At 67.7% G+C, this 19,669-nt stretch carries 20 protein-coding genes and 2 tRNA genes; 15 read left to right on the forward strand and 7 right to left on the reverse strand.

Translation table 11 applies throughout. The annotated features are described in order from the left end of the window. The first annotated feature begins 56 nt into the window (after nt 1–56). Complete coding sequence (gene metE, locus VMT65_RS15865; RefSeq protein WP_326308961.1) at nt 57–2,318, forward strand: 5-methyltetrahydropteroyltriglutamate--homocysteine S-methyltransferase; 2,262 nt, start codon at nt 57–59, stop codon at nt 2,316–2,318. Between the two features lie 49 nt (nt 2,319–2,367). Here metE and VMT65_RS15870 read toward each other — a convergent pair whose 3' ends face one another. After that, a complete protein-coding gene (locus VMT65_RS15870; RefSeq protein WP_326308962.1) occupies nt 2,368–3,273 on the reverse strand; it encodes an AraC family transcriptional regulator in 906 nt (301 codons plus the stop codon). 82 nt (nt 3,274–3,355) lie between these two features. Here VMT65_RS15870 and VMT65_RS15875 point away from each other — a divergent pair, with 82 nt between their 5' ends. Beyond that, on the forward strand, nt 3,356–3,676 hold the full coding sequence (locus VMT65_RS15875; RefSeq protein WP_326308963.1) for an EthD family reductase: 321 nt from the start codon (nt 3,356–3,358) through the stop codon (nt 3,674–3,676). On the opposite strand, the gene VMT65_RS15880 is transcribed toward VMT65_RS15875, so the two are convergent. Then, a complete protein-coding gene (locus VMT65_RS15880) occupies nt 3,673–4,785 on the reverse strand; it encodes a bifunctional 2-methylcitrate synthase/citrate synthase (protein WP_326308964.1) in 1,113 nt (370 codons plus the stop codon). The genes VMT65_RS15875 and VMT65_RS15880 overlap by 4 nt on opposite strands. A 5-nt stretch (nt 4,786–4,790) precedes the next feature. Beyond that, the gene (gene prpB / locus VMT65_RS15885; RefSeq protein ID WP_326309197.1) at nt 4,791–5,699 is read right to left on the reverse strand and encodes a methylisocitrate lyase; all 909 of its coding nucleotides are present in this window, start codon (nt 5,697–5,699) and stop codon (nt 4,791–4,793) included. A gap of 26 nt (nt 5,700–5,725) precedes the next feature. Here prpB and VMT65_RS15890 point away from each other — a divergent pair, with 26 nt between their 5' ends. Further along, a complete protein-coding gene (locus tag VMT65_RS15890) occupies nt 5,726–5,899 on the forward strand; it encodes a DUF1737 domain-containing protein (RefSeq protein ID WP_326308965.1) in 174 nt (57 codons plus the stop codon). 17 nt (nt 5,900–5,916) lie between these two features. Here VMT65_RS15890 and VMT65_RS15895 read toward each other — a convergent pair whose 3' ends face one another. Beyond that, the gene (locus VMT65_RS15895) at nt 5,917–7,428 is read right to left on the reverse strand and encodes an MmgE/PrpD family protein (RefSeq protein WP_326308966.1); all 1,512 of its coding nucleotides are present in this window, start codon (nt 7,426–7,428) and stop codon (nt 5,917–5,919) included. Nucleotides 7,429–7,681: 253 nt separating this feature from the next. Between VMT65_RS15895 and VMT65_RS15900 the strand changes: the two genes are divergently transcribed. After that, nucleotides 7,682–8,416, forward strand: a complete 735-nt coding sequence (locus tag VMT65_RS15900; protein WP_326308967.1) for a DUF899 domain-containing protein — start codon at nt 7,682–7,684, stop codon at nt 8,414–8,416. 71 nt (nt 8,417–8,487) lie between these two features. On the opposite strand, the gene VMT65_RS15905 is transcribed toward VMT65_RS15900, so the two are convergent. After that, on the reverse strand, nt 8,488–9,396 hold the full coding sequence (locus VMT65_RS15905) for a helix-turn-helix domain-containing protein (protein ID WP_326308968.1): 909 nt from the start codon (nt 9,394–9,396) through the stop codon (nt 8,488–8,490). A gap of 499 nt (nt 9,397–9,895) precedes the next feature. On the opposite strand from VMT65_RS15905, the gene VMT65_RS15910 reads away from it, so the two are divergent. From VMT65_RS15910 to VMT65_RS15950, 9 genes are all read left to right on the forward strand, one after another. After that, the gene (locus VMT65_RS15910) at nt 9,896–11,317 is read left to right on the forward strand and encodes a short-chain fatty acyl-CoA regulator family protein (protein WP_326308969.1); all 1,422 of its coding nucleotides are present in this window, start codon (nt 9,896–9,898) and stop codon (nt 11,315–11,317) included. A gap of 185 nt (nt 11,318–11,502) precedes the next feature. Continuing rightward, complete coding sequence (locus tag VMT65_RS15915; RefSeq protein WP_326308970.1) at nt 11,503–11,895, forward strand: hypothetical protein; 393 nt, start codon at nt 11,503–11,505, stop codon at nt 11,893–11,895. Beyond that, nucleotides 11,885–12,772, forward strand: a complete 888-nt coding sequence (locus VMT65_RS15920) for a hypothetical protein (protein ID WP_326308971.1) — start codon at nt 11,885–11,887, stop codon at nt 12,770–12,772. Before VMT65_RS15915 ends, VMT65_RS15920 begins: the two co-directional genes overlap by 11 nt. Before the next feature lie 119 nt (nt 12,773–12,891). Beyond that, nucleotides 12,892–13,308, forward strand: a complete 417-nt coding sequence (locus tag VMT65_RS15925; protein ID WP_326308972.1) for a roadblock/LC7 domain-containing protein — start codon at nt 12,892–12,894, stop codon at nt 13,306–13,308. A 24-nt stretch (nt 13,309–13,332) separates the two neighbouring features. Then, entirely contained in the window at nt 13,333–13,704 is a 372-nt protein-coding gene (locus VMT65_RS15930) for a hypothetical protein (protein ID WP_326308973.1), read from the forward strand. A 208-nt stretch (nt 13,705–13,912) separates the two neighbouring features. Beyond that, nucleotides 13,913–13,989 (forward strand) — tRNA-His (locus tag VMT65_RS15935). A 42-nt stretch (nt 13,990–14,031) separates the two neighbouring features. Further along, a tRNA-Glu gene (locus VMT65_RS15940) sits at nt 14,032–14,107 on the forward strand. Nucleotides 14,108–14,189: 82 nt separating this feature from the next. After that, entirely contained in the window at nt 14,190–14,894 is a 705-nt protein-coding gene (locus VMT65_RS15945; protein WP_326308974.1) for a GAF and ANTAR domain-containing protein, read from the forward strand. A gap of 290 nt (nt 14,895–15,184) precedes the next feature. Continuing rightward, on the forward strand, nt 15,185–15,406 hold the full coding sequence (locus VMT65_RS15950; RefSeq protein ID WP_326308975.1) for a DUF397 domain-containing protein: 222 nt from the start codon (nt 15,185–15,187) through the stop codon (nt 15,404–15,406). On the opposite strand, the gene VMT65_RS15955 is transcribed toward VMT65_RS15950, so the two are convergent. Continuing rightward, entirely contained in the window at nt 15,403–15,975 is a 573-nt protein-coding gene (locus VMT65_RS15955) for a TIGR03086 family metal-binding protein (protein ID WP_326308976.1), read from the reverse strand. The genes VMT65_RS15950 and VMT65_RS15955 overlap by 4 nt on opposite strands. Nucleotides 15,976–16,059: 84 nt before the next feature. On the opposite strand from VMT65_RS15955, the gene VMT65_RS15960 reads away from it, so the two are divergent. After that, nucleotides 16,060–16,464 (forward strand): winged helix-turn-helix transcriptional regulator, encoded by a 405-nt coding sequence (locus tag VMT65_RS15960; protein ID WP_326308977.1) that lies wholly within the window; start codon nt 16,060–16,062, stop codon nt 16,462–16,464. An 11-nt stretch (nt 16,465–16,475) separates the two neighbouring features. Continuing rightward, on the forward strand, nt 16,476–17,354 hold the full coding sequence (locus tag VMT65_RS15965) for a hypothetical protein (RefSeq protein WP_326308978.1): 879 nt from the start codon (nt 16,476–16,478) through the stop codon (nt 17,352–17,354). Nucleotides 17,355–17,395: 41 nt separating this feature from the next. On the opposite strand, the gene recG is transcribed toward VMT65_RS15965, so the two are convergent. Beyond that, nucleotides 17,396–19,663: an ATP-dependent DNA helicase RecG gene (gene recG, locus VMT65_RS15970; RefSeq protein WP_326308979.1), complete on the reverse strand. Its 2,268-nt coding sequence runs from the start codon at nt 19,661–19,663 to the stop codon at nt 17,396–17,398. Nucleotides 19,664–19,669: the final 6 nt, after the last annotated feature.

Raw genomic sequence — 19,669 nt, forward strand, 5'->3', positions numbered from 1 at the left:
AGGTTCGTGTGCGCTTGTGGCGGCGGCCAGTGGACTTGGAGCACTGGAGATGACCCGTGACCAAAAGGAATACGTTCAAGGCGACGGTTCTCGGTTTGCCCCGGATCGGGCCGAAGCGAGAGTTGAAGCAGGCCGTTGAGGCGTACTGGGCGCAGCGGATCGACGCCGATGCCCTGCATGCCGTCGGACGGGAACTGCGTGCGGCGCAACTGACCGCGGCGGCCGCGGCGGGGCTGGATTCGGTGCCGGTGGGCACCTTCTCGTACTACGACCAAATGCTGGATGCCGCAGCGATGTTCGGGGCGCTGCCGTCTCGGGTGGCGGGGATCGATGATCCGTTGGATCGGTATTTCGCGGCCGCTCGGGGGACCTCGACCATCGAACCGCTGGAGATGACCAAGTGGTTCGACACCAACTACCACTACCTGGTGCCGGAGTTGGGGCCGGACACCGAATTCGCCTTGCATCCGGAGAAATTGCTCGATGAGCTGGCCGAGGCGCAGGCGCTCGGGGTGCCCGCGCGGCCGGTCGTGATCGGGCCGCTCACCTTCCTGAAATTGGCCAAGGACGCCGAGGGTGATGCGATGCGGCGGTTGGGCGCGTTGCTGCCGCTTTATCGAGAACTGTTGCGGCGCTTGGCCGATGCTGGCGCGGACTGGGTGCAGATCGATGAGCCGATACTGGTCACGGACCTTTCGGACGCGGAACTCGGTCTGGTTCGGCAGGTGTACGACGAGCTTTCGGCGACGCCCGGCCGTACGGCACTGCTTGTCGCCACCTACTTCGGATACCCCGGTCCGACGTTGCCGATTCTCGCGGAAACCGGAATCGAGGGTGTGGCATTGGATTTCACGTCCGGCACCACCGTCGAAGACGTGACCTCCGTGCCGAGCCTGGCCGGAAGGCTGGTGGTCGCCGGTGTCGTCGACGGCCGCAATGTCTGGCGCACCGACCCGGACCGCGCCCTCGCCACGCTCGCCACCCTGCTGGGATCGACCGGCGACCTGGCGGTCTCGACCTCCAGTTCGCTTCTGCACGTGCCGTATTCGCTCGAAGCCGAAACCGGGATCGACCCGAGTCTGCGATCTTGGCTTGCCTTCGGTGCCGAGAAGATCGCCGAGGTGCGTCTGCTCGCCACCGCCCTGCACGAGGGCATCGAGTCAGTGGCGGCCGATGTGGCCATCGCCCGTGCGGCAATCACCGCCCGCGGCACCGATGCCCGGCTGCGCGACGACACCGTCCGCGCCCGGCTGGACACGCTGAGCCCCAACGCCACTCGCCGCGCCCCGGCCGCGGAACGCCGTGCACTCCAGCGTGACCGCCTCGGTCTCCCTCCGCTGCCGACCACGACCATCGGCTCCTACCCGCAAACCGCGACCATCCGCCGCGACCGCGCCGCCTTCCGCAAGGGCACGCTCACCCCCGAGCAATACCGCGACCGCATGCGCGCCGAGATCGCCGAAGTCATTGCTCTGCAAGAGAAACTGGGCCTGGACGTGCTCGTCCACGGCGAGCCGGAACGCAATGACATGGTCCAGTACTTCGCCGAACAGCTGACCGGCTTCCTCACCACCGCCAATGGCTGGGTCCAGTCCTACGGCACCCGCTGCGTCCGCCCGCCGATCCTCTACGGCGACGTCGCCCGCCCCGAGCCCATGACCGTCGATTGGATCACCTACGCCCAATCCCTCACCGACAAGCCGGTCAAGGGCATGCTCACCGGGCCGGTCACGATTCTGGCCTGGTCTTTCGTTCGCGACGACCAGCCCCTGGACGTCACCGCGAACCAAGTGGCCCTGGCGATTCGGGACGAGACGCTCGACCTCCAGTCGGCGGGAATCCGCATCATCCAGGTGGACGAGCCAGCCTTGCGCGAACTCCTCCCCCTGCGAGCCGATGCGAAGGCCGCCTACCTGGTGTGGGCGATCACGGCCTTCCGCCTCGCCACCTCGGGTGTCTCCGACGCCACCCAGATCCACACCCACCTCTGCTATTCCGAATTCGGCGAGGTCATCGACGCCATCGCCGCGTTGGACGCCGACGTCACCTCCCTCGAAGCGGCCCGCTCCCACATGGAGGTCCTCGACGACCTCAATGCCGCGGGCTTCGCGCTGGGCGTCGGCCCCGGCGTCTACGACATCCATTCACCCCGAATCCCCACGGTCTCCGAGATCACCGAATCGCTCTCCGAGGCATTGAAAGCCGTTTCCGCGGACCGCCTCTGGGTGAATCCGGACTGCGGCCTCAAGACCCGAGGCCCCGCCGAGGTCGAGGCCTCACTCCGCAACATGGTCCAAGCGGCCCTGACCCTGCGCTGAACCAAGGCCCCGGCTCGGCAGTCGATCCCGGCTGCCGAGCCGAGCCATGTCAGCCGCGGCCGAGGAGGTCTCGTCGCCAGCGGGCGGGTGGGGTGCCGTAGCGGGATTTGAAGGCGCGGCTGAAGGCGGCTTCCGAGGTGTAGCCGACTCGTTCGGCGATGTGCGGGATGGTCAGCGCCGTGCCGCGCAGCAGGTCGGTCGCGGAGTCCAGGCGTACCTGGGCGAGGTAGGTGGCCGGTGGTTTTCCGACGCGGGCCGCGAAGCGTGCCGCGAACGCGGATCGGGACAGGTTGCACAGCTGAGCCAGCTCGTCGACGGTCCAGTCCCGAGCGAGGTCTCGGTGGATCGCTTGCAGTGACGGGCCGAGCTGCGGGTCGAAGGCGCCGGCCAGCCAGTTCGGTTCGACGTCCGTGCCCGCGGCCCAGGTGCGCATGATCTGGATGAACATCAGATCGAGGATGCGGGCGATCATGACCGCGGAACCCTGTGAGGGCGAGAGCATTTCGATGAGGAGCATGCGGCGGGCGACCTCGAGTCCTTCGGGCACCGGCGTGCCCGCGCCGCCGAGCACGATCAGGTCCGGCAGGCTCCGCAGCAGGTGACTCGCCTGCGGGTCGCCGATGGTGAAGGTGCCGTGTAGCCAGCGCACCGGGCCGCTGGCCTCGACATCGCTCAACCGGTGGGAGTCGCCGCGCGGGATCAGGACCATATCGCCGCGGCCGACACGGTCGACGCCGGAGCGCCCGTCGATCCGCAGGTCGAGCTCGCCCTCCTCGATGAGGTGCAGACTGCCGACCTCGGCGAAACCGATGGAGAACGTCGGCCCCGGCGTGTATTCGGCCATGCGTTCCCCGCTCAGCCGAACGCTCCGGAGCAATTCCGAGAGCAGATCGTCCGGCGGCGAATCGGCTTGCGGCGCTGGACGATCGGCAAGTTTTCCCAGCGGAGCGGTCATGGTCGCAGCCTAGTCGTCTCAATACTGTCGACAACCGTGAGCGGATGCGCTCGCTGAATCGAGATCAACCGAGAGGTCAGTCATGTCGGAGAACGGCAACCCCACCAAGATCAGCTTCGTCTACTCCAACCCCACCGATCCGGAGGCCTTCGAGACCGCCTACCCCGAGCAGCTCACGCTCGCGCGCAAGCTCCCCGGCCTCACCCGGCTGCAGGCCTCGAAGGTCTGGCCCAAGGAGGACGGCAGCCCGACCCCGGCGTACCGACTGCTGGACCTGTACTTCACCGACTACGCGGCCGCCAGCGCCGCCGCCGCGGAAGCGGGCCCGCTGGTCGCCGCCACCGTCGAAAACGCCACCGGCGGCGTGGTGATCGCCTTCGCCGAAATTCTCGAGGACGCCTAGTCGCCGAGGGGCCGGGGCGGGACGCCGACGTATTCGGAGAGCGGGCGGATCAGGGCGTTGGACTGGGACTGTTCGAGGATGTGCGCGGTCCAGCCCGTGATTCGGCTCATGACGAAAATCGGTGTGAACATGTCGATGTCGAAGCCGAGCAGGTAGTAGGCGGGGCCGGTGGGGAAATCCAGATTGGGTTCGATGCCGGTGAACTCGAACATGGCGGATTCGAGTTCGGAGTACATGGCCAGCCACCGGTCTCCGCCGGTCAACTCGGCGATGTCCGCGAGGGCGGATTTCATGGTTGGGACTCGGGAGTCGCCGTCCTTGTAGACGCGATGGCCGAACCCCATCACCTTCTCCTTGCGGGAGATCCTCTCCCGCAACCACTTTCGTGCCTGAGCCGGATCGCCGATCTCCAGCATGGCGTGCATGACGGCCTCGTTCGCGCCGCCGTGCAGGCGACCCTTCAACGCGCCGATGGCGGCGGTGACGGCGCTGTACATATCGGATTCAGTGGAGGTGACCACCCGCGCCGCGAACGTGGAGGCGTTGAAGCTGTGTTCGGCGTACAGGATCAGGGAGGTTTCGAAGGCCCGGACCAGGCGCGGGTCACCGGCTTCGCCGAAGCACATGTGGAGGAAGTTCTCGGCGAAGGGACGCGCCGGATCGGGTGCGATGGGGTCCAGGCCGCGACGGCGGCGCAGGTCGGCGGCGATGACCGTGGGAAGCACCGCGGTCAGCCGTAAGGCCTTGGCCAGCAGAGCGTCTCGCGTGGTGCCGCGATCCTCCAAGGGATCCTCGGCACCCAGGTAACTGACCGCGGTTCGCACGACGTCCATCGGATGGCAGGTCTCGGGAAGCCGGGCGATGAGGGCGAGCAGGGAACGGTCCGCGCCGCGCAATGCGCGCTCGCGCACGCGGAATTCCTGGAGCTCGGCGGGATTCGGAAGCTCGCCGTACCAGAGCAGATAGGCGACCTCCTCGAAGCCGCGATGGCGGGCCAGATCCTGCACGGCGTAACCGCGATAGGTCAGGGTGCTGGTCTCGGGCACCACCTTGGAAATGGCGGTGGTGTCGACGACGACGCCCGCGAGACCCTTCTTGATATCGGTCATGGGAATCACTCGCTCACGGTGAAATTGAAGATATCGGTGTCGAATGCGTTGTAGGCGCGGTAGTTCAGCAGCTCGTAGAGGCGAGAGCGGTGCTGCATGCGGTCCAGCAGCGCGGATTGCGTTCCCGTCGACTCTATTTCGCGCAAGCCGGATTCGATGGCGAACATGGCCAGGCGCAGCGTGGTGACGGGATAGATGACGGCGTTGTAGCCGAGCGACTCCAGCTGCCCGGTCGAGAGCAGCTCGGACTTGCCGAACTCCGTCATATTGGCCAGCAGTGGGATATCCACGGCGGCAAGGAATTTGGCGAACTCGTCGGCATCGGCGAGCGCCTCGGTGAAGATGAGGTCCGCACCCGCGTCGGCGTACGCCTTGGCCCGATCGATGGCCGCGTCCAGACCCTCGACCCCGCGGGCATCGGTGCGCGCGCAGATCACGAAGCCCGGATCGCGCCGCGCCGCCACGGCCGCCCGCACCCGCCGCACCATCTCCTCGGCGGAAACCAGGGCCTTGCCGTCCAAATGCCCGCAGCGCTTGGGATTCACCTGATCCTCCAGATGGCAGCCCGCCAGCCCGGCCTCCTCCAGCAGGCTCACCGTCCGCGCCGCGTTCATCGGCTCCCCGAACCCGGTATCGGCGTCGATGAGCACCGGCAGGTCGGTCACCCGCGCGATCTGCCGGCCCCGCTCGGCCACCTCGCTCAGTGTGGTCAGCCCGATGTCCGGCAGGCCCAGCTCGGCCGAGACCACCGCCCCGGACACATAGACGCCCTCGAAGCCGATTTCCTGAATCAGCTTGGCCACCAGCGGATTCAAGGCGCCGGGCCAGCGTTGGATGCGCCCGCTCGCCAGCCCCGCCCGCAGTGCGGCCCGCTTCTCGCCCGGCGTGGTCGCGGCGGTCAACGGCCCGCTCACCGCACCCACCCGCCTAGGCTGATCACATGAGCGACCAACCGCCCCTGCGTTACCGACTGATCACCGGACCCGACGACGCCGCCTTCTGCGAACGCGTCAGCGGACTGCTGGACGAGGGCTACCGTCTGCACGGCTCGCCGTCGGTCACGTTCAACGGCACGTCGGTGATCGCCGCGCAGGCGCTGGTGTGGGAGGGCTGAACCTCCTCGGCAGGTGATCATCGGAAGATTCCTTCCTGGGTCGCCGGAGCGCGGTCCAGCACGGTGGGCGCGACGGTGAAGGTCAGCCGATCCAGCTCGCCCGCACGAAGTTCGGGAGTGCGCTGGGCCGCATCGAGAAAGCGGTCCTGCTCGTCGAGATCGAGGATGCCTTCGGTGAGGGTGCGGAACTTCTCGATGTATTGCCGGCGTCCGAAAGGCCTGGCCCCCAATGGATGTGCGTCCGCGACGGCCAGCTCGTCGGTGATGACTTCACCGCTGCGCAGTGCGACCTCGGCGCGGCATCCGAACGCCTTGTCCGCGGGATCGGTGGAGTGATAGCGCCGAGTCCACTCGGGATCCTCGACCGTCGTTATCTTGCGCCACAGCTCGACGGTGTCCGACCTGCGCGCACGCTCGGGCGCGTAGGAGCGCTCGTGGTGCCAGCCGCCGTCCTGTAGGGCGACCGCGAAGATATAGGGAACGGAGTGGTCCAGGGTTTCTCGGCTGGCGGTCGGGTCGTACTTCTGCGGATCGCCCGAGCCGCTGCCGATCACGACGTGCGTGTGGTGGCTGGTGTGCAGCACGATCGACGCGATCTGCGTGAGGTCACCGATCCGCGTCCGCATGCGGCGGGCCAGATCGATCGGGGCCTGGCTCTGGTACTCGGCCGAATGCTCCTTGGTGTAGCTGTCGAGAATGGCGCGCTTGGCCTCGCCCGGACCGGGCAACGGCACCGCGTACTCGGCGTCGAAACCGCCCAGCAGGCGGGCGATCACACCGTCGGCCCCTTCCCAGATCGGTGCGGGCGACCCCTCGCCGCGCATGGCCCGGTCGACCGCTTCGATCGCGGCCTTCCCCGCGAAGGCGGGTGCGAACGCCTTCCAGCTGGAGATCTCGCCCTTACGCGACTGCCGGGTGGCCGTCGTCGTATGCAACGCCTGACCGATCGCCTGATAGATCGTCTCCGTATCGAGCCCCAGCAAGGTCCCGATACCCGCCGCCGCCGACGGGCCGAGATGCGCCACATGATCGATCTTGTGCTCGTGCAGGCAGATCCCTTTGACCAGGTCGATCTGAATCTCGTAGCCCGTCGCCAAGCCTCGAATCAGCTCCGCCCCGCTGCGCCCGGCATGCTGGGCCACCGCCAGGATCGGCGGAATATTGTCCCCCGGATGCGAGTATTCGGCCGCCAGGAACGTGTCGTGAAAGTCGAGTTCCCGCACCGCGACCCCATTGGCCCACGCCGCCCACTCGGGCGAGAACCGCTGTGTGCCAGGCAATCCGAAGACGGTCGCACCGGGCGTGTACGGGTGCGCTAGCGCCTGCCGTCGCGCGGTGGTCACCGGCCGACGCAGCACCGCGGCCGCCGCCACCGCCGCATTGTCGATAATGCGATTCACGATCATCTCGGTGACCTCGGCCGAGACCTCGACCGGATCGACCGCCACCTCCGCGATCCGCATGGCCAGCTGCTCCGAGCGCGGGAACTCCTCACCCGCGGAGCGTGCGCGTACTGGATAGGTCTTCATACTTCGCACGCTACGCAGCCTCGCCGGACCGAAAAACGGCTCGCAGCGGCGAATTTCGGCGAGCGAACACCCGGCGAGCAGCGAAGTCTGCGAAGCTCGGGCGCGGCCGTGCGCGAAGTTCACGCCGAGATTGACTGGGCTCGACCGCGGTGCTGAGCTGGAAAGAGATACCTGACCTCTGTGTCGAACACTGGAGTCCGTTCGGCGGCCGATATCCGAAATCATTGGACCACAATCGAAATGGGATATTGCAATGACAGCACCGAGGATCGTTTCAGCCGAGGAGTGGCAGGACGAGTGGGAACGACTGCTCGTCAAGGAGAAGGAACTGACCCGCGCGCACGATGAGATGGCGGCGGCGCGCAGGCGCATGCCCTGGGTCGCGGTGAACAAGCAATACCGGTTCGAGGGGCCCGTGGGCCCGATGAGCCTGCTGGATCTATTCGAGGGTCGCCGTCAGCTCATCGTCTACCGCGCCTTCTTCGACCCGGGCGTGCACGGCCAGCCGGAGGGCACGGCCGGGGTCGAGCGCGGCAAGGCCTGCTTCGGCTGCTCCATGATGGCCGACCACATCGGCAATCTCGCCCACGTCAATGCCCGCTCCACCACCTTCGTCTTCGCCTCGCGCGCACCCCAACCCGAGATCGCGCGCCTGAAGAAGCGCATGGACTGGACCATGCCCTGGTACACCATCACCGACGATTTCGACGCCGACTTCGGAGTCGACGAATGGCACGGCACCAACGCCTTCCTCCGCGACGGCAACCGCATCTACCGCACCTACTTCATCAACGGCCGCGGCGACGCCGAACTGGGCAACACCTGGAGCCTCCTTGACATCACCGCCCTAGGCCGCCAAGAAACCTGGGAAAACTCCCCACCCGGCTACCCCCAAGAGCCCCCGTACGTTTGGTGGCGTCGCCACGATGAGTACGACCCCAACCCCACCTCCCCCGCCGACCACTGGCACCCGACCATCCCCGAGTGATCACACTCACCGAGTGGCACATCCTGGAGGTGAATTCGGACAAAACTCCTCCAGGGTGTGCCACTCGGCGATCAAGGGAGGCGGGTAGGGAGCGAGTCCAGGGCGGCGCTGATGCGGCCGGATGCGGCGGTCAGTTCGGAGATGTAGCGGCGGCGCTCGGGGCGGGTGACGTCGTCGCGCAAGGGGCCGATCTGGAGTTCCATCACAGCGTGGCCGCCGCTGTCGAAAACCGGTGCGCCGATGTAGCTCACCGCGAGAGGGATGTCGCGGTCGAGGGTGCGCTGGTCGTACGCGCTGCCGCCGATCGCGGCCAGTTGCGCCAGGACTCGGCCGCGCAGTTCCTTGCTGGCGGGGTGGTCGGCCAGGTGGTCGGCGACCTCGGAGAGGACGCGGAGATTCGGGATGCTGTCGGATTCGAGTTTCCAGACGCAATGTCCGGTGGTGCGCAGGGTGGCGAGGACCGCGCGGTACTCCGCGCGGCGTTCTGGGCCGCGGGTGCGCAGCCAATCCTCTTGGCGGGCAGTGCCCCAGTGGGCGATGATGGCCGCGCCCGCGGGGGCCAGCAGGGGGATGCGGGCTCCGGCCTCGATGCCGACCGTGTAGCGGTCGCGGGTGACGGCCAGGAACTCGAGGTGGTCGAGGGTGATGGTGGTGAGGGCCGCGCCGCAGTCGACGCGGTCGGCCAGGCGCTCCAATTCCCGGTCCAGCCAAGCGCGATCGTCCTCGGCCTCGGTGGACCGGCGACCGAGGGCGGCGAGCGCGGGGCCCGGTTCGTAGCTGAGATCGGGCAGTCGGCGCACCCAGCGGCGTTCGGCGAGCGCGGCCAGGATCGAGCCCGCGGTGGAGCGGTTCAACTCCAGGCTGTCGGCGATCTCGGCCGAGGTGAGCGGGCCGGGTGCGGCCACCAGCAACTCCACGATGGAGATAACCCGTTGCGTGGGCGGTGAGCTCGCGGTGGACCGGGTCTTGCCAGCGGGCACGCGGGGTCTCCTAGCCTGAGCCTCGATACGAATACCCGTATCGCTGGAAACGGATAATCGCACCGAGGTGCGGCCCCTGGCAACCAGGCCGCGCGCGCACCCATTCCCCTTCGCTCATGACCACTTTCGGCGTTTCGCCGGTTTGCCGACCGACTAGTTGGCCTCGAATACAGGAGTCTGCCGCGCCCGGCGTCCGTACCCGGGGTGTGGAAGCTGGTGGCCGTGGGCGCGGTGCTCGGGTTTCTGGTCGGCGAACTTCAGGTTCACCTGATTTTGGGGTGAGCCCGCGGATTTCGGCCCACATTCCGGACCTCGTTCCACCGCGGTGGCGTCGGTGGGGTCGTACGATGGGGACTCGCGCGCAAAACCGCCGGTAGCATTGAATTCGCATGCTACGCAGCACCGTCGTTCCGATGAAGTGCCACGCAGGGTCCGTGAAGTTGCGGCGAGTCTCCTCAAATTGCGATGTTTGCGAAGCCGAATCGGTACCATCCTGCACGTGCGCAAGATGTATGCGGGGGCCCGACTACGGCGGTTGCGCGAGGAACGGCGGATGACCCAGGCGGCCTTGGCCAAATCCCTGGACCTGTCCCCCAGCTACCTCAACCAACTCGAGCGTGATCAGCGACCGCTCACGATTCCCGTGCTGCTGAAACTGAATTCCACCTTCGACCTGGACGTGCAGTTCTTCGCCGCGGACTCCGACGCCCGCCTGGTGTCGGATCTGCACGAGATCCTGGTCGAGGCCGCGGGCGGCAATGCCGCGCCGGTGGCCGAGGTCGAGGATCTGGCCACCCGCATGCCCGAGGTCGCGAAAATCGTTGTGGCCATGCACCGCCGACTACGCGCGGCGACCGACCAGTTGGATCTTTTGTCCTCCAAGGTGGCCACCCCCACCGGCGCGCCCGGCGTGCCCATGCCCTACGAGGACGTGCGCGACTTCTTCTACGATCACCACAATCACATCGCCCAACTGGATCTCGCGGCGGAGCGGCTGTTCGACGAGAGCGGGCTCACCATCGGCTCGCTGGACCGGCAGCTGGCGCGGGTGGCCGAGGAACGCGCCGGGGTCACCGTCCTGGTGCGCGGCGACGGGGCCGACCCGACCATCCCCAAGCGCCACTACGAACCCGAGACCCGCACCCTGACCCTGGCCCGGCGGCTGCGCCCCGGCCAGCGCGCTTTCCAGATCGCCACCACCCTCGCGTTCCTGCTGCACGGCGCGCTGCTCGACGAGGTCCTCGACGAAACCCCCTCGCTCACCGACGAATCCCGCACGCTGGCCCGGATCGGGCTGGCCAACTACTTCGCGGGCGCGCTCATCCTGCCCTACAGCAAGTTCCTGCGCTCGGCCGAGGAACTGCACTACGACATCGACCTGCTGGGCCTGCGCTTCGAGGTCGGCTTCGAGACCGTCTGCCACCGGCTCAGCACCCTGCAGCGGCAGGGGCAGCGCGGCGTGCCGTTCTTCCTGATCCGCACCGATCGCGCGGGCAATATCTCGAAGCGCCAGTCCGCCACCGCCTTCCACTTCTCCCGGGTGGGCGGCAGCTGCCCGCTGTGGGTGGTGCACGAGGCGTTCAACCATCCCGGCCGCATGCTCACCCAGGTCGCGGCCATGCCCGACGGGCGGCGCTACCTGTGGGTGGCGCGCACCACCCCGCCGGTGCCGTCCGGATTCGGCACGGCCGGCAAGGAATTCGCCATCGGCCTGGGCTGCGATATCGAATACGCCGACCGGTTGGTGTATTCACGCGGCCTGGAACTCGACGACCCCGCCGCGGCCGTACCCATCGGCGCGGGCTGCAAGGTGTGCGAGCGACCCAACTGCGCCCAGCGCGCCTTCCCGCAGATCGGGCGGCCGCTGGCGATCACCGAGCACACCAGCTCGGATCTGCCGTATCCGCGCATGCCCCGGTGACTTTCTCCCCTATCGCGAGGAAACATGGTGGGATAAAGGACAATTCCCCCATCCAAACTGGATATCCATTGCGCGACAACGAAACAAATACCAAAAGGTATTGACCCGCATTCGCCACACATCACGAGCACATCATGTGTAGCGTCTGGATTCGCTCGAATCTCTCGACAACAAGCGGTGGCGCGGTGATCGGTATTGACGGATGCCTCAAACGCATCATGGACATTCCCGGCGCGCGCAGCGTCACCCTCGTGGACGGCGCGAGCGGGCTCGCCATCGCGGCGGCCGGGCGGCACGACGTGCTCGACCAGCACGAAGACGCCGCCGCCGCAACCGATGTCGTGCGCTCGGTGCTCACCTCACCGGCCCTGGCCACCGGCATGCCCGGCGATGACATCACCGAGATCATCGTCTGCGGCACCCGGGGATATCATCTGCTGAATTTGATCGACGGCGATTTCGAGGCACGGCTTTTCGTGCACATCCTCTTCGACGGCGACACCGGCAATCTCGCCATGGCGCGATACCAACTGCGATCAATTCTCGCCGAATTCGCCGAGGACGGTCATGGACAGTGAACTCGTCCTCGAACTACGGCGACTCGAACAGCAACGCGGCACCGGCGTGCTCACCGTGGGCGACGGCGCATTTCATTTCGTCGAGGGCGCGATCGTGGCCGCCGAATGCGCGCGCACCACGACGCTGGACCGCATGGTGGTGGCGTCCGGAGTGGCCACCACCGAGCAATGGCGGCGCGCCCGCGGCGGCGGCGAGGACCGACTGCTGGAGCGCCCGCGGGTGGAAACCCTTGCGCTGCTGTCGGTCTTCGACGCCGCCTACGTCCTGCTGGCCGCGCCGGCGCCGCTGGCATTCCACGGCGGACCCCCGCACCGGCTGGCCCGCACCTGCCGCATCACGCCGGGCGCGCTCATTCACGAATGCGCGCGCCGCGGCGACCCGCACGCCGGAGCCTGGCCCGTCGAACTGGTCGACCGGGTCGCCGTGGTGCCGGTGCGGCGGGTGCGGCGGCGCCGGGTCGTGCTCACCGGCGGCCACGCCGAGGTGCTCGCCGTCGTCGACGCCCGGCGCAGCATCACCGGCATCGCCGAGGATCTGGGCCGCACCACCTACGGCTGCCTGCTCGCGGTGCGGGAGCTCACCGCGGTCGGACTGGTCGAACCACCGGTCATGGTGGCGCTGGCCGATCCCATCCGCACCGTGCCCGCCCCGGCCCCGGCCGCATCTGTATCAGCCCCGGCCGCATCTGTATCAGCCCCGGCCGCATCGGTATCGGCCCCGGCCGCACCCGTATCGACCGGCACGGCAACCGATTCCGTGCCACCGCTGCGCCGCCGGGTCCGGCAGGCCGCGGCCGTCGACATCCCGGACCGCTGGGAGCCGCCCGACCGGGATGTGCTCATCCGCCTGCGGGCAGCACTCGAGGAGCTGGCATGACCGAACCCGGTGCACACATCGGCTCGGCGAACGGATAGGGAGGCGGCCTTGGAGGAACTCGCGTGACCGCGCGGAGAAGGCGGCTCGGTGAATTGATAGGAAGGTTGACCAAAGTGGCGATGTCCGGCCCAGAACCGAACACGCAGGTACTCATGGAGCTGAAGGCGCTGCGGGACCGGGTGCCGCAGCTGACCGGAACACTGGTGGCGTCCACCGACGGATTGCTCATCGCGCACGATCTGCCCGTCCATATCGAGCCCGCGGGCATGGCGGCCCTGACCGCCGCGCAACTCTCGCTCTCGCACCGGCTCGCCGCCACCGCCCACGGCGGCGGCTTCCACGAGGTGGTGGTGCACGGCGAGAGCGGGGACGTGGTGATCTACGCCGTCGGCTGGACCGCCTCGCTGACCGTGCTGGCCGGTCCCGGCGCGAATATCGGGCGGCTGCACCTGGAATCGCGGCCCGCCGCCCGCGCCATCGCCGACCATCTGGCGGCGGTCACCGGCGAGGCCGATCCGACCCCCAACCCCAAGTGATAACACCGATTGAAAGGAAAACCCATGTCCAACATGGATATCGCACTGAAGGACATGATGGTGATCGACGGCGCGCTCGGCGCGGCCGTGGTCGACTACAACAGCGGCATGGCGCTCGGCATGCTCGGCAGCTCCAAGGCGCTGGACCTGCAGATCGCCGCCGCGGGCAATACCGAAGTGGTGCGCGCCAAGCTGCGCACCATCGACCAGCTGGGCATCAAAGAGGACATCGAGGACATCCTCATCACGCTCACCAACCAGTACCACGTCATCCGACCCATGACCGGGCGCAAGTCCAAGGGCCTGTTCCTCTATCTCGCCCTGGACCGCAACCGCGCCAACCTCGCCATGGCCCGCCACCGCCTCAAGGGAATCGAGGAGGACCTCGAGGTGTAGCGCCTCGGCCACCATTAATTCGGTGGCGTCGGGCCGTGCGGCGGAGTTAGCGTTGACCCCGACCGCCCCGACGACGAAAGGACCGGCCGTGCATCATCATTCGACCTCCGCCGCCGCGTCGTCGCGTGCTTTCCGAGAACCGGAACAGCGCTAGCGCCCGTACCCCTTCGCCGCGGCCCGCACGGTTCCACCCCGTGCGCCCACCATGCTGTGCGATGCCGAAGTGGTCGAGGCCCCGGTTTGTGATACCGGCATCAGCGGGTTCGAGTCCCGCCGCATAGCCCAGGGGTTGGCCACATAGCCCAGGGGTTTTCCGATACAGCCCAAGGCGCAGTTGCTCTGTTGGCACGGGCAGCCTGATTTTCACTCAGGACCCACGTCGGTTCGATTCCGACCTGCGTCACTCCGCCGTCGCTCGTTCAAGTCGGGCCGGGCTGGGTATGCCCGGGGATGACCAATGTGAGGCAACGTTGAGGGAGACAGCGGTGTCCTACGACAGCTCGGCCCTGATTGCGGCCTTGGCCCGATTTTCGCGCCTACTTCCAACGGAATACGAGCCCGGTGACGCGCTCGACGAACTCGTGGCCGCCGAGACCGAGGTCCTGGGCCTGGCCGGGGTGGGGGTGGCCATGGTCTCGCGCGGACGAATGCGCAATGTGAAATCGTCGAGCGCGCGGGTGCTCGCCGCCGAGCGATGTCAGGAACAGCGACAAGAAGGCCCGTGCGTCGATGCCCACCGCAGCGGGGAGGTGGTCGCGGTCGGCAATATCGCCCACCTGTCCATACGCTGGCCGCGGTACGCCGAAGTGGTGCGCCGCGACCGGATCGCGGCGGTGGCCGGAATCCCTATGCGGTTGCGCGACAACCCGATCGGCGTGGTCGACCTGTACGGCGAGCAGGCCGGAAACTGGGCCGAATCCGACCTCGAGATCGCGCAGATGCTGGCGGACACCGCCGTCGGCTACGTCGTCAATGCGGATAGACGCCTACGGCAACACCGGTTGACCGAACAGTTGCAGGCGGCGCTGGAGTCCCGGGTCGTCATCGAACAGGCCAAAGGGGTGCTCGCCAACGCCTACGGAATCACCCCTGACGAGGCGTTCGCCCTGATCCGCCGACATGCGCGCACGAGTCAGCTGCGGTTGCAGACGGTCGCGCACGCGATTGTCGAATCGGGTCTTCGCGTGTGAATCCTCATGCTGGGTCACCGGTTTGCTGCGATACCGGGCACGCGCTCAGCATCGAGCCGGTAGTGTGATCGCCGTCGAACATCGTGTTCCGGTGTAGCCAAACGCCGGACGCACCTGTTCCGCCCAAGCCCCCGGTGGATCGCTCGACGCGACCACGCCTGCAAGGGGGCGCGCATTGATCACATTCACTCAGCCGATGCCTGACGGCGCTGTCCCGCATCGTGGACCCGTCCGGCTGTTTTCCCTTGCCTCGAGTCCGGACCAACCGATGAAAGGAAGGACGACCGATCATGATCACCAAGGCAGATCTGCCTGCTGGACTGTCCCTGCGGACGAGCACCGCCAGTGGCCCCAACGGCAGCTGCGTCCAGGTCGGCTACTGGCCGGGTCGGGGCATCGTGGTGGCTCATAGCAAGGAGGGAACCAATGGCGCGGTACTACTGTTCACCCACCGCGAGTGGGAGGCCTTCATCAAGGGAGTGAAGGCCGACGAGTTCCCCGCCGTCGGCTAGCCGAGCGGACTCCAGGCCTCGTCGCGTCCGGTGAGCGCGAGCAAAAGCCGTTGCGGCCCAGCGCTTTCCGGCACCGCCACCCGCGGTCCGAACTTGCCGCTCGCGGCCAGGCCGGGCGCGATCCGCTCGAAAACCGGCAGCAGAAACGCCACGACATCCGCATCCAGGGTGTCGTCGGCCCCGATGGCCCGCGCCAGATCCCAGGTGTGCATGGCCAAATCGGCCGCGAGGATGTGGGCGAGATCCCGCCCCGACGCCTCGCCGCCGAACGGTGAGGGCGCCCGCGACTCCAGCGCACCCGGCACCGCCAGCCCCGAACGCACCTGATCGCGGGCGGCCGACCACGCGGAAACGGTATCCGCCCCGCCGTTTTCGATCGGTCGCCCGTGCAGGACCGAGGCCAGCCGCAGATGGTTGCCGGTCACATGCTCGACCAGTCCGCGCACATCCCATTCGGTGCATGGGGTGGCTCGACCCCACTGCTCGGATTCGACCGCGCCGAGCCGGGTTTCGAATCCCCGCACGACCAACCCGTGCAGCTCACCCACATCCACGTCTTCCGCCTCCACCGCGTCACAGAGTTACTTGTGAATTGCAATCCACACCCTGACAGGCATACTTGCAAAAGACAAGACGCTACTCGGGAGGAACCTATGACCGACGGCACCGCGCGGATCGAACCGATCGACCCGCTGCGCTCCCCCTGCCCGGTCGCGGCCACCCTCGACGTCCTCGGCGACCGCTGGACCATGCTGGTGATTCGCGACATGTTCGCCGGAAAGCGGCGCTACACAGAGTTTCTCGCCTCCCCCGAGCGCATCACCACCAATATCCTGGCCGACCGCCTGCGCCGCCTGGAACGCCTCGGCATCGTCCATACCGTGACATACCAGGACAATCCGCCCCGCCGGGAATACCTCCTGACCGACACCGGCAAGCAACTGCGCCCGGTCCTCGCCGCCCTGGCCCAGTGGGGAGCCGCCCACATCCCCGGCACCGCCGACACCGCCACCGCGCTCACCACCCTGAGACAGACGCGAAAAGCCGAGACGGGCTAGGTTCGGAGGCTGTGGCAGCCGAATACCGAGTCGGGGACATCCTCGAAGTGTCCTGTCCGTTCACCCCGACGCGGGTGACGGCATTGACCGACGACCGGGTCTTCGTCGAATGGCCATGGTGGACAGCGGATCCGGACACCACCGGCGACCCCTGGAACGGCGAGGTCGCCCTGGCCGCCGACCCCGGCGCACCGGGCCGGCACGGCGAGCTGTTCCGAATCCGCCCCACCCCGGCCGACCTCACCCCCGAGTCGGAATGCCGAATCGGAATTCCGCCCACCGTCGTGCGCGTACTCGAAGTGCAGCACTACGACCCACCCCGCCAAACCGGCAGGCTCCCCCGCCCCCGCCGAGAGATCACCTGTCTCCCCGTCGAGCGGACCCCCGACTCCCCCGAAACCGCCACCTTCGACCCCGACGACGGCATCCCCCGCAAGCTCGAATTACGCTTCCGCCCCTACGCATTCCTCGAACCCGGCGACCAACTCGCCGACGCCGAAGCCCGCACCTGGCGCTTCGAATCCGCCTGGGACTGGCACCCCCTCGACGGTCGGCCGGGCGACACACCCACCTGGCCCCTCATGCTGCTCACCCGCCACGGCAGCGGCGATGACGACGCCGCCGCCGTCGACGTCGTGGAAGCCACGAGCATCGGCTCCCACGAGGACGAACTCGCGCAATGGGCCACCCTCGCAGGCGTGGAAGACACAGCCCCGCCCGAAGACTCGGCCCCGCCCGCACACCCGGCCGCGAACCTCGCCGCGCCGGAAGATCTCGATGAGCTCGACGATGTCGATACGACGCCGGAGCCCACCGAACCCGAGGACATCTACGTGCCCGACGACCTCACCGCCCCACAGGATCTCGACCCTTCCGACTACATGGACTGACCGCACCTCGAGGGGTGGCCAGGGTCTGAGGACGGGGTGGGTCAGGATTTCGCGAGGTATTCGAGGCGTTCGCCGTCGACGGCGGCGCGCATCATGCTGGCCAGGCCCGGGTGGTTTTTCAGGCCCGGGTCGGACTCGACTATTTCGCGGGCTACCTGTTGGGCGGCGGTGATGACTTCGAGGTCGTCGAGGAGGGACAGGAGGCGGAGGCTGCGGGCGGTGCCGGATTGGGCGGAGCCGAGGACATCGCCCTCGCGGCGTTGGCGGAGGTCGAGGACGGCCAGTTCGAAACCGTCGGTGGTGGCCGCGACCGCCTCGAGGCGGGCCATGGCGGTGCCGACCGGATTGGTTTCGGTGATGAGCAGGCACAGGCCCGCGTGTTTGCCTCGACCCACGCGACCGCGGAGCTGGTGGAGCTGGCTCACGCCGAAACGGTCCGCGTCGACAATGGCCATGACGGTGGCATTGGGGACGTCGACGCCGACCTCGACCACCGTGGTGCACACCAGGACGTCGATCTCGGCGTCGTTGAAGGCGCGCATCACACGGTCCTTCTCATCGGCGGGCAGGCGGCCGTGCAGCAGGCCCACCCGCAGATCCTTCAGCGGACCGGCGCTGAGCATCTCGTACATATCCACGGCCGAATGCGTGGTGGGCGCTTCCTTCTCCTCGGCTTTCCCCTTGCGCCCCTTGGCCTTTCCGTTCTCCTCCTCGTCACCGATGCGCGAGCACACCACGTAGGCCTGACGCCCCGCCGCGACCTCCTCGCGAATACGCTCCCACGCCCGATCCACCCACGACGGTTTCACCTTGGCCGGAACGACTTTCGACGTGATCGGCGACCGCCCGCGCGGCAGCTGGGTCAGCACGGAGGTTTCCAGATCGCCGAGCGTGGTCATGGCGATGGTGCGCGGAATCGGGGTGGCGGTCATGACCAGCAGGTGCGGGCTCGCGCCGTCGTTGGCCTTGGCGCGCAAGGCATCTCGCTGTTCGACACCGAAGCGGTGCTGCTCGTCGACCACCACCATGCCGAGGTCGAAGAACTCCACATTGTCCTGGATCAGGGCGTGCGTGCCGATCACCAGACCCGCCTCGCCGGTGACGGCGTCCAGCAGGGCGGCCCGCTTCTGCCCCGCCGACATGGAGCCGGTCACCAGCACCACCTTGGTGGCGTTCTCGTCCGCACCCAGCTCCCCGGCCGTGCCGAGATCGCCGAGCATCTTCGTCAACGACCGATAATGCTGTGCGGCGAGCACTTCCGTCGGCGCGAGCAGCGCGCACTGCTGACCGTTGTCCACCACCTGCAGCATGGCGTGCAGGGCCACGATGGTCTTGCCCGAGCCCACCTCACCCTGCAGCAGCCGATGCATGGGATGGCTGCGCGACAGGTCCGCGGAGATCTCGTCGATGACCGCGCGCTGGCCCTCGGTCAGCTCGAAGGGCAGCCGCTTGTCGAAGGCGGCGGCAATGCCGTCGGTGCGCGGCGGGCACGGCCGCGCGACGCGGCCCTCCACCTGATGGCGGCGCTCGGCCAGCACCAGCTGCAGGGCCATGGCCTCGTCGAAACGCAAACGGCCACGGGCGGCTTCGATATCGGCCTTGTGCTCGGGTAGGTGGATCAGGCGCAGCGCGTCCGAGACCGGCAGCAGGGAATGCTCGGCGCACAGGGCTTCGGGCAGCGGTTCCTCGAGCGGGTCGAGCTGATCGAGCACCTGCCGCACACAGCGCAGAATCGTCCAGCTCTGCACCTTGGCGGTGGAGGGATAGACCGGAATGAACTCGCGTTCGAAGAACGACATGTCGATGCCGCCCGCGCCCTTGGCGCTCTGCGCCAGACCGCGCAGCGCGCCGCCGCCGTGCACCGAGGTGAGGCTCTCGACCGAGCCCTCACCCTTCTCGGGCAGGATCAAATAGTCCGGGTGGGACAGGTTCCACTGCTTCTCGCGCCAGTAGTGCACGGTGCCCGACATCATCGCGCGCGCACCCTCTTTCACCAGGTGCCGCACCTTGTCGCCATTGAAGAAGGTGATGTCCACCGGCTTCGCGCCACCGGCGTCCAGGCTCACCTTGAGCAGGCTGCCGCGCCGGTTCTTCATGGGCCGCAGGTCGGTCTTGGTGATGCGCCCGATCACCGTGAGATGCGCACCCTCCTCGGGCTCCTCCTCGGTGAGCGGCTGCCCCTGGGTGGCATAGCGCAGCGGATAGTGCCGCAGCAGATCCTCCACGGTCTGCATGTCGAAACTCTCCTGCAGCGACTCGGCCGCCTTCACCCCGAGCACATGGTCCAGCCGATCGGCCAGCGTAGCCATTCAGTT

The sequence above is a fragment of the Nocardia sp. CDC153 genome, assembly GCF_035818515.1.
GTDB lineage: Bacteria > Actinomycetota > Actinomycetes > Mycobacteriales > Mycobacteriaceae > Nocardia.

What these genes read in the sequence shown, in the direction of transcription:
- VMT65_RS15925 (WP_326308972.1), top strand. Translation starts at nt 12,892, where the DNA reads ATGTCCGGCCCAGAACCGAACACGCAGGTACTCATGGAGCTGAAGGCG.
- VMT65_RS15960 (WP_326308977.1), top strand. Translation starts at nt 16,060, where the DNA reads ATGACCGACGGCACCGCGCGGATCGAACCGATCGACCCGCTGCGCTCC.
- VMT65_RS15900 (WP_326308967.1), top strand. Translation starts at nt 7,682, where the DNA reads ATGACAGCACCGAGGATCGTTTCAGCCGAGGAGTGGCAGGACGAGTGG.
- VMT65_RS15890 (WP_326308965.1), top strand. Translation starts at nt 5,726, where the DNA reads ATGAGCGACCAACCGCCCCTGCGTTACCGACTGATCACCGGACCCGAC.
- VMT65_RS15920 (WP_326308971.1), top strand. Translation starts at nt 11,885, where the DNA reads ATGGACAGTGAACTCGTCCTCGAACTACGGCGACTCGAACAGCAACGC.
- VMT65_RS15895 (WP_326308966.1), bottom strand. Translation starts at nt 7,428, where the DNA reads ATGAAGACCTATCCAGTACGCGCACGCTCCGCGGGTGAGGAGTTCCCG.
- VMT65_RS15870 (WP_326308962.1), bottom strand. Translation starts at nt 3,273, where the DNA reads ATGACCGCTCCGCTGGGAAAACTTGCCGATCGTCCAGCGCCGCAAGCC.
- VMT65_RS15950 (WP_326308975.1), top strand. Translation starts at nt 15,185, where the DNA reads ATGATCACCAAGGCAGATCTGCCTGCTGGACTGTCCCTGCGGACGAGC.
- VMT65_RS15880 (WP_326308964.1), bottom strand. Translation starts at nt 4,785, where the DNA reads ATGACCGATATCAAGAAGGGTCTCGCGGGCGTCGTCGTCGACACCACC.
- recG (WP_326308979.1), bottom strand. Translation starts at nt 19,663, where the DNA reads ATGGCTACGCTGGCCGATCGGCTGGACCATGTGCTCGGGGTGAAGGCG.
- VMT65_RS15875 (WP_326308963.1), top strand. Translation starts at nt 3,356, where the DNA reads ATGTCGGAGAACGGCAACCCCACCAAGATCAGCTTCGTCTACTCCAAC.
- VMT65_RS15930 (WP_326308973.1), top strand. Translation starts at nt 13,333, where the DNA reads ATGTCCAACATGGATATCGCACTGAAGGACATGATGGTGATCGACGGC.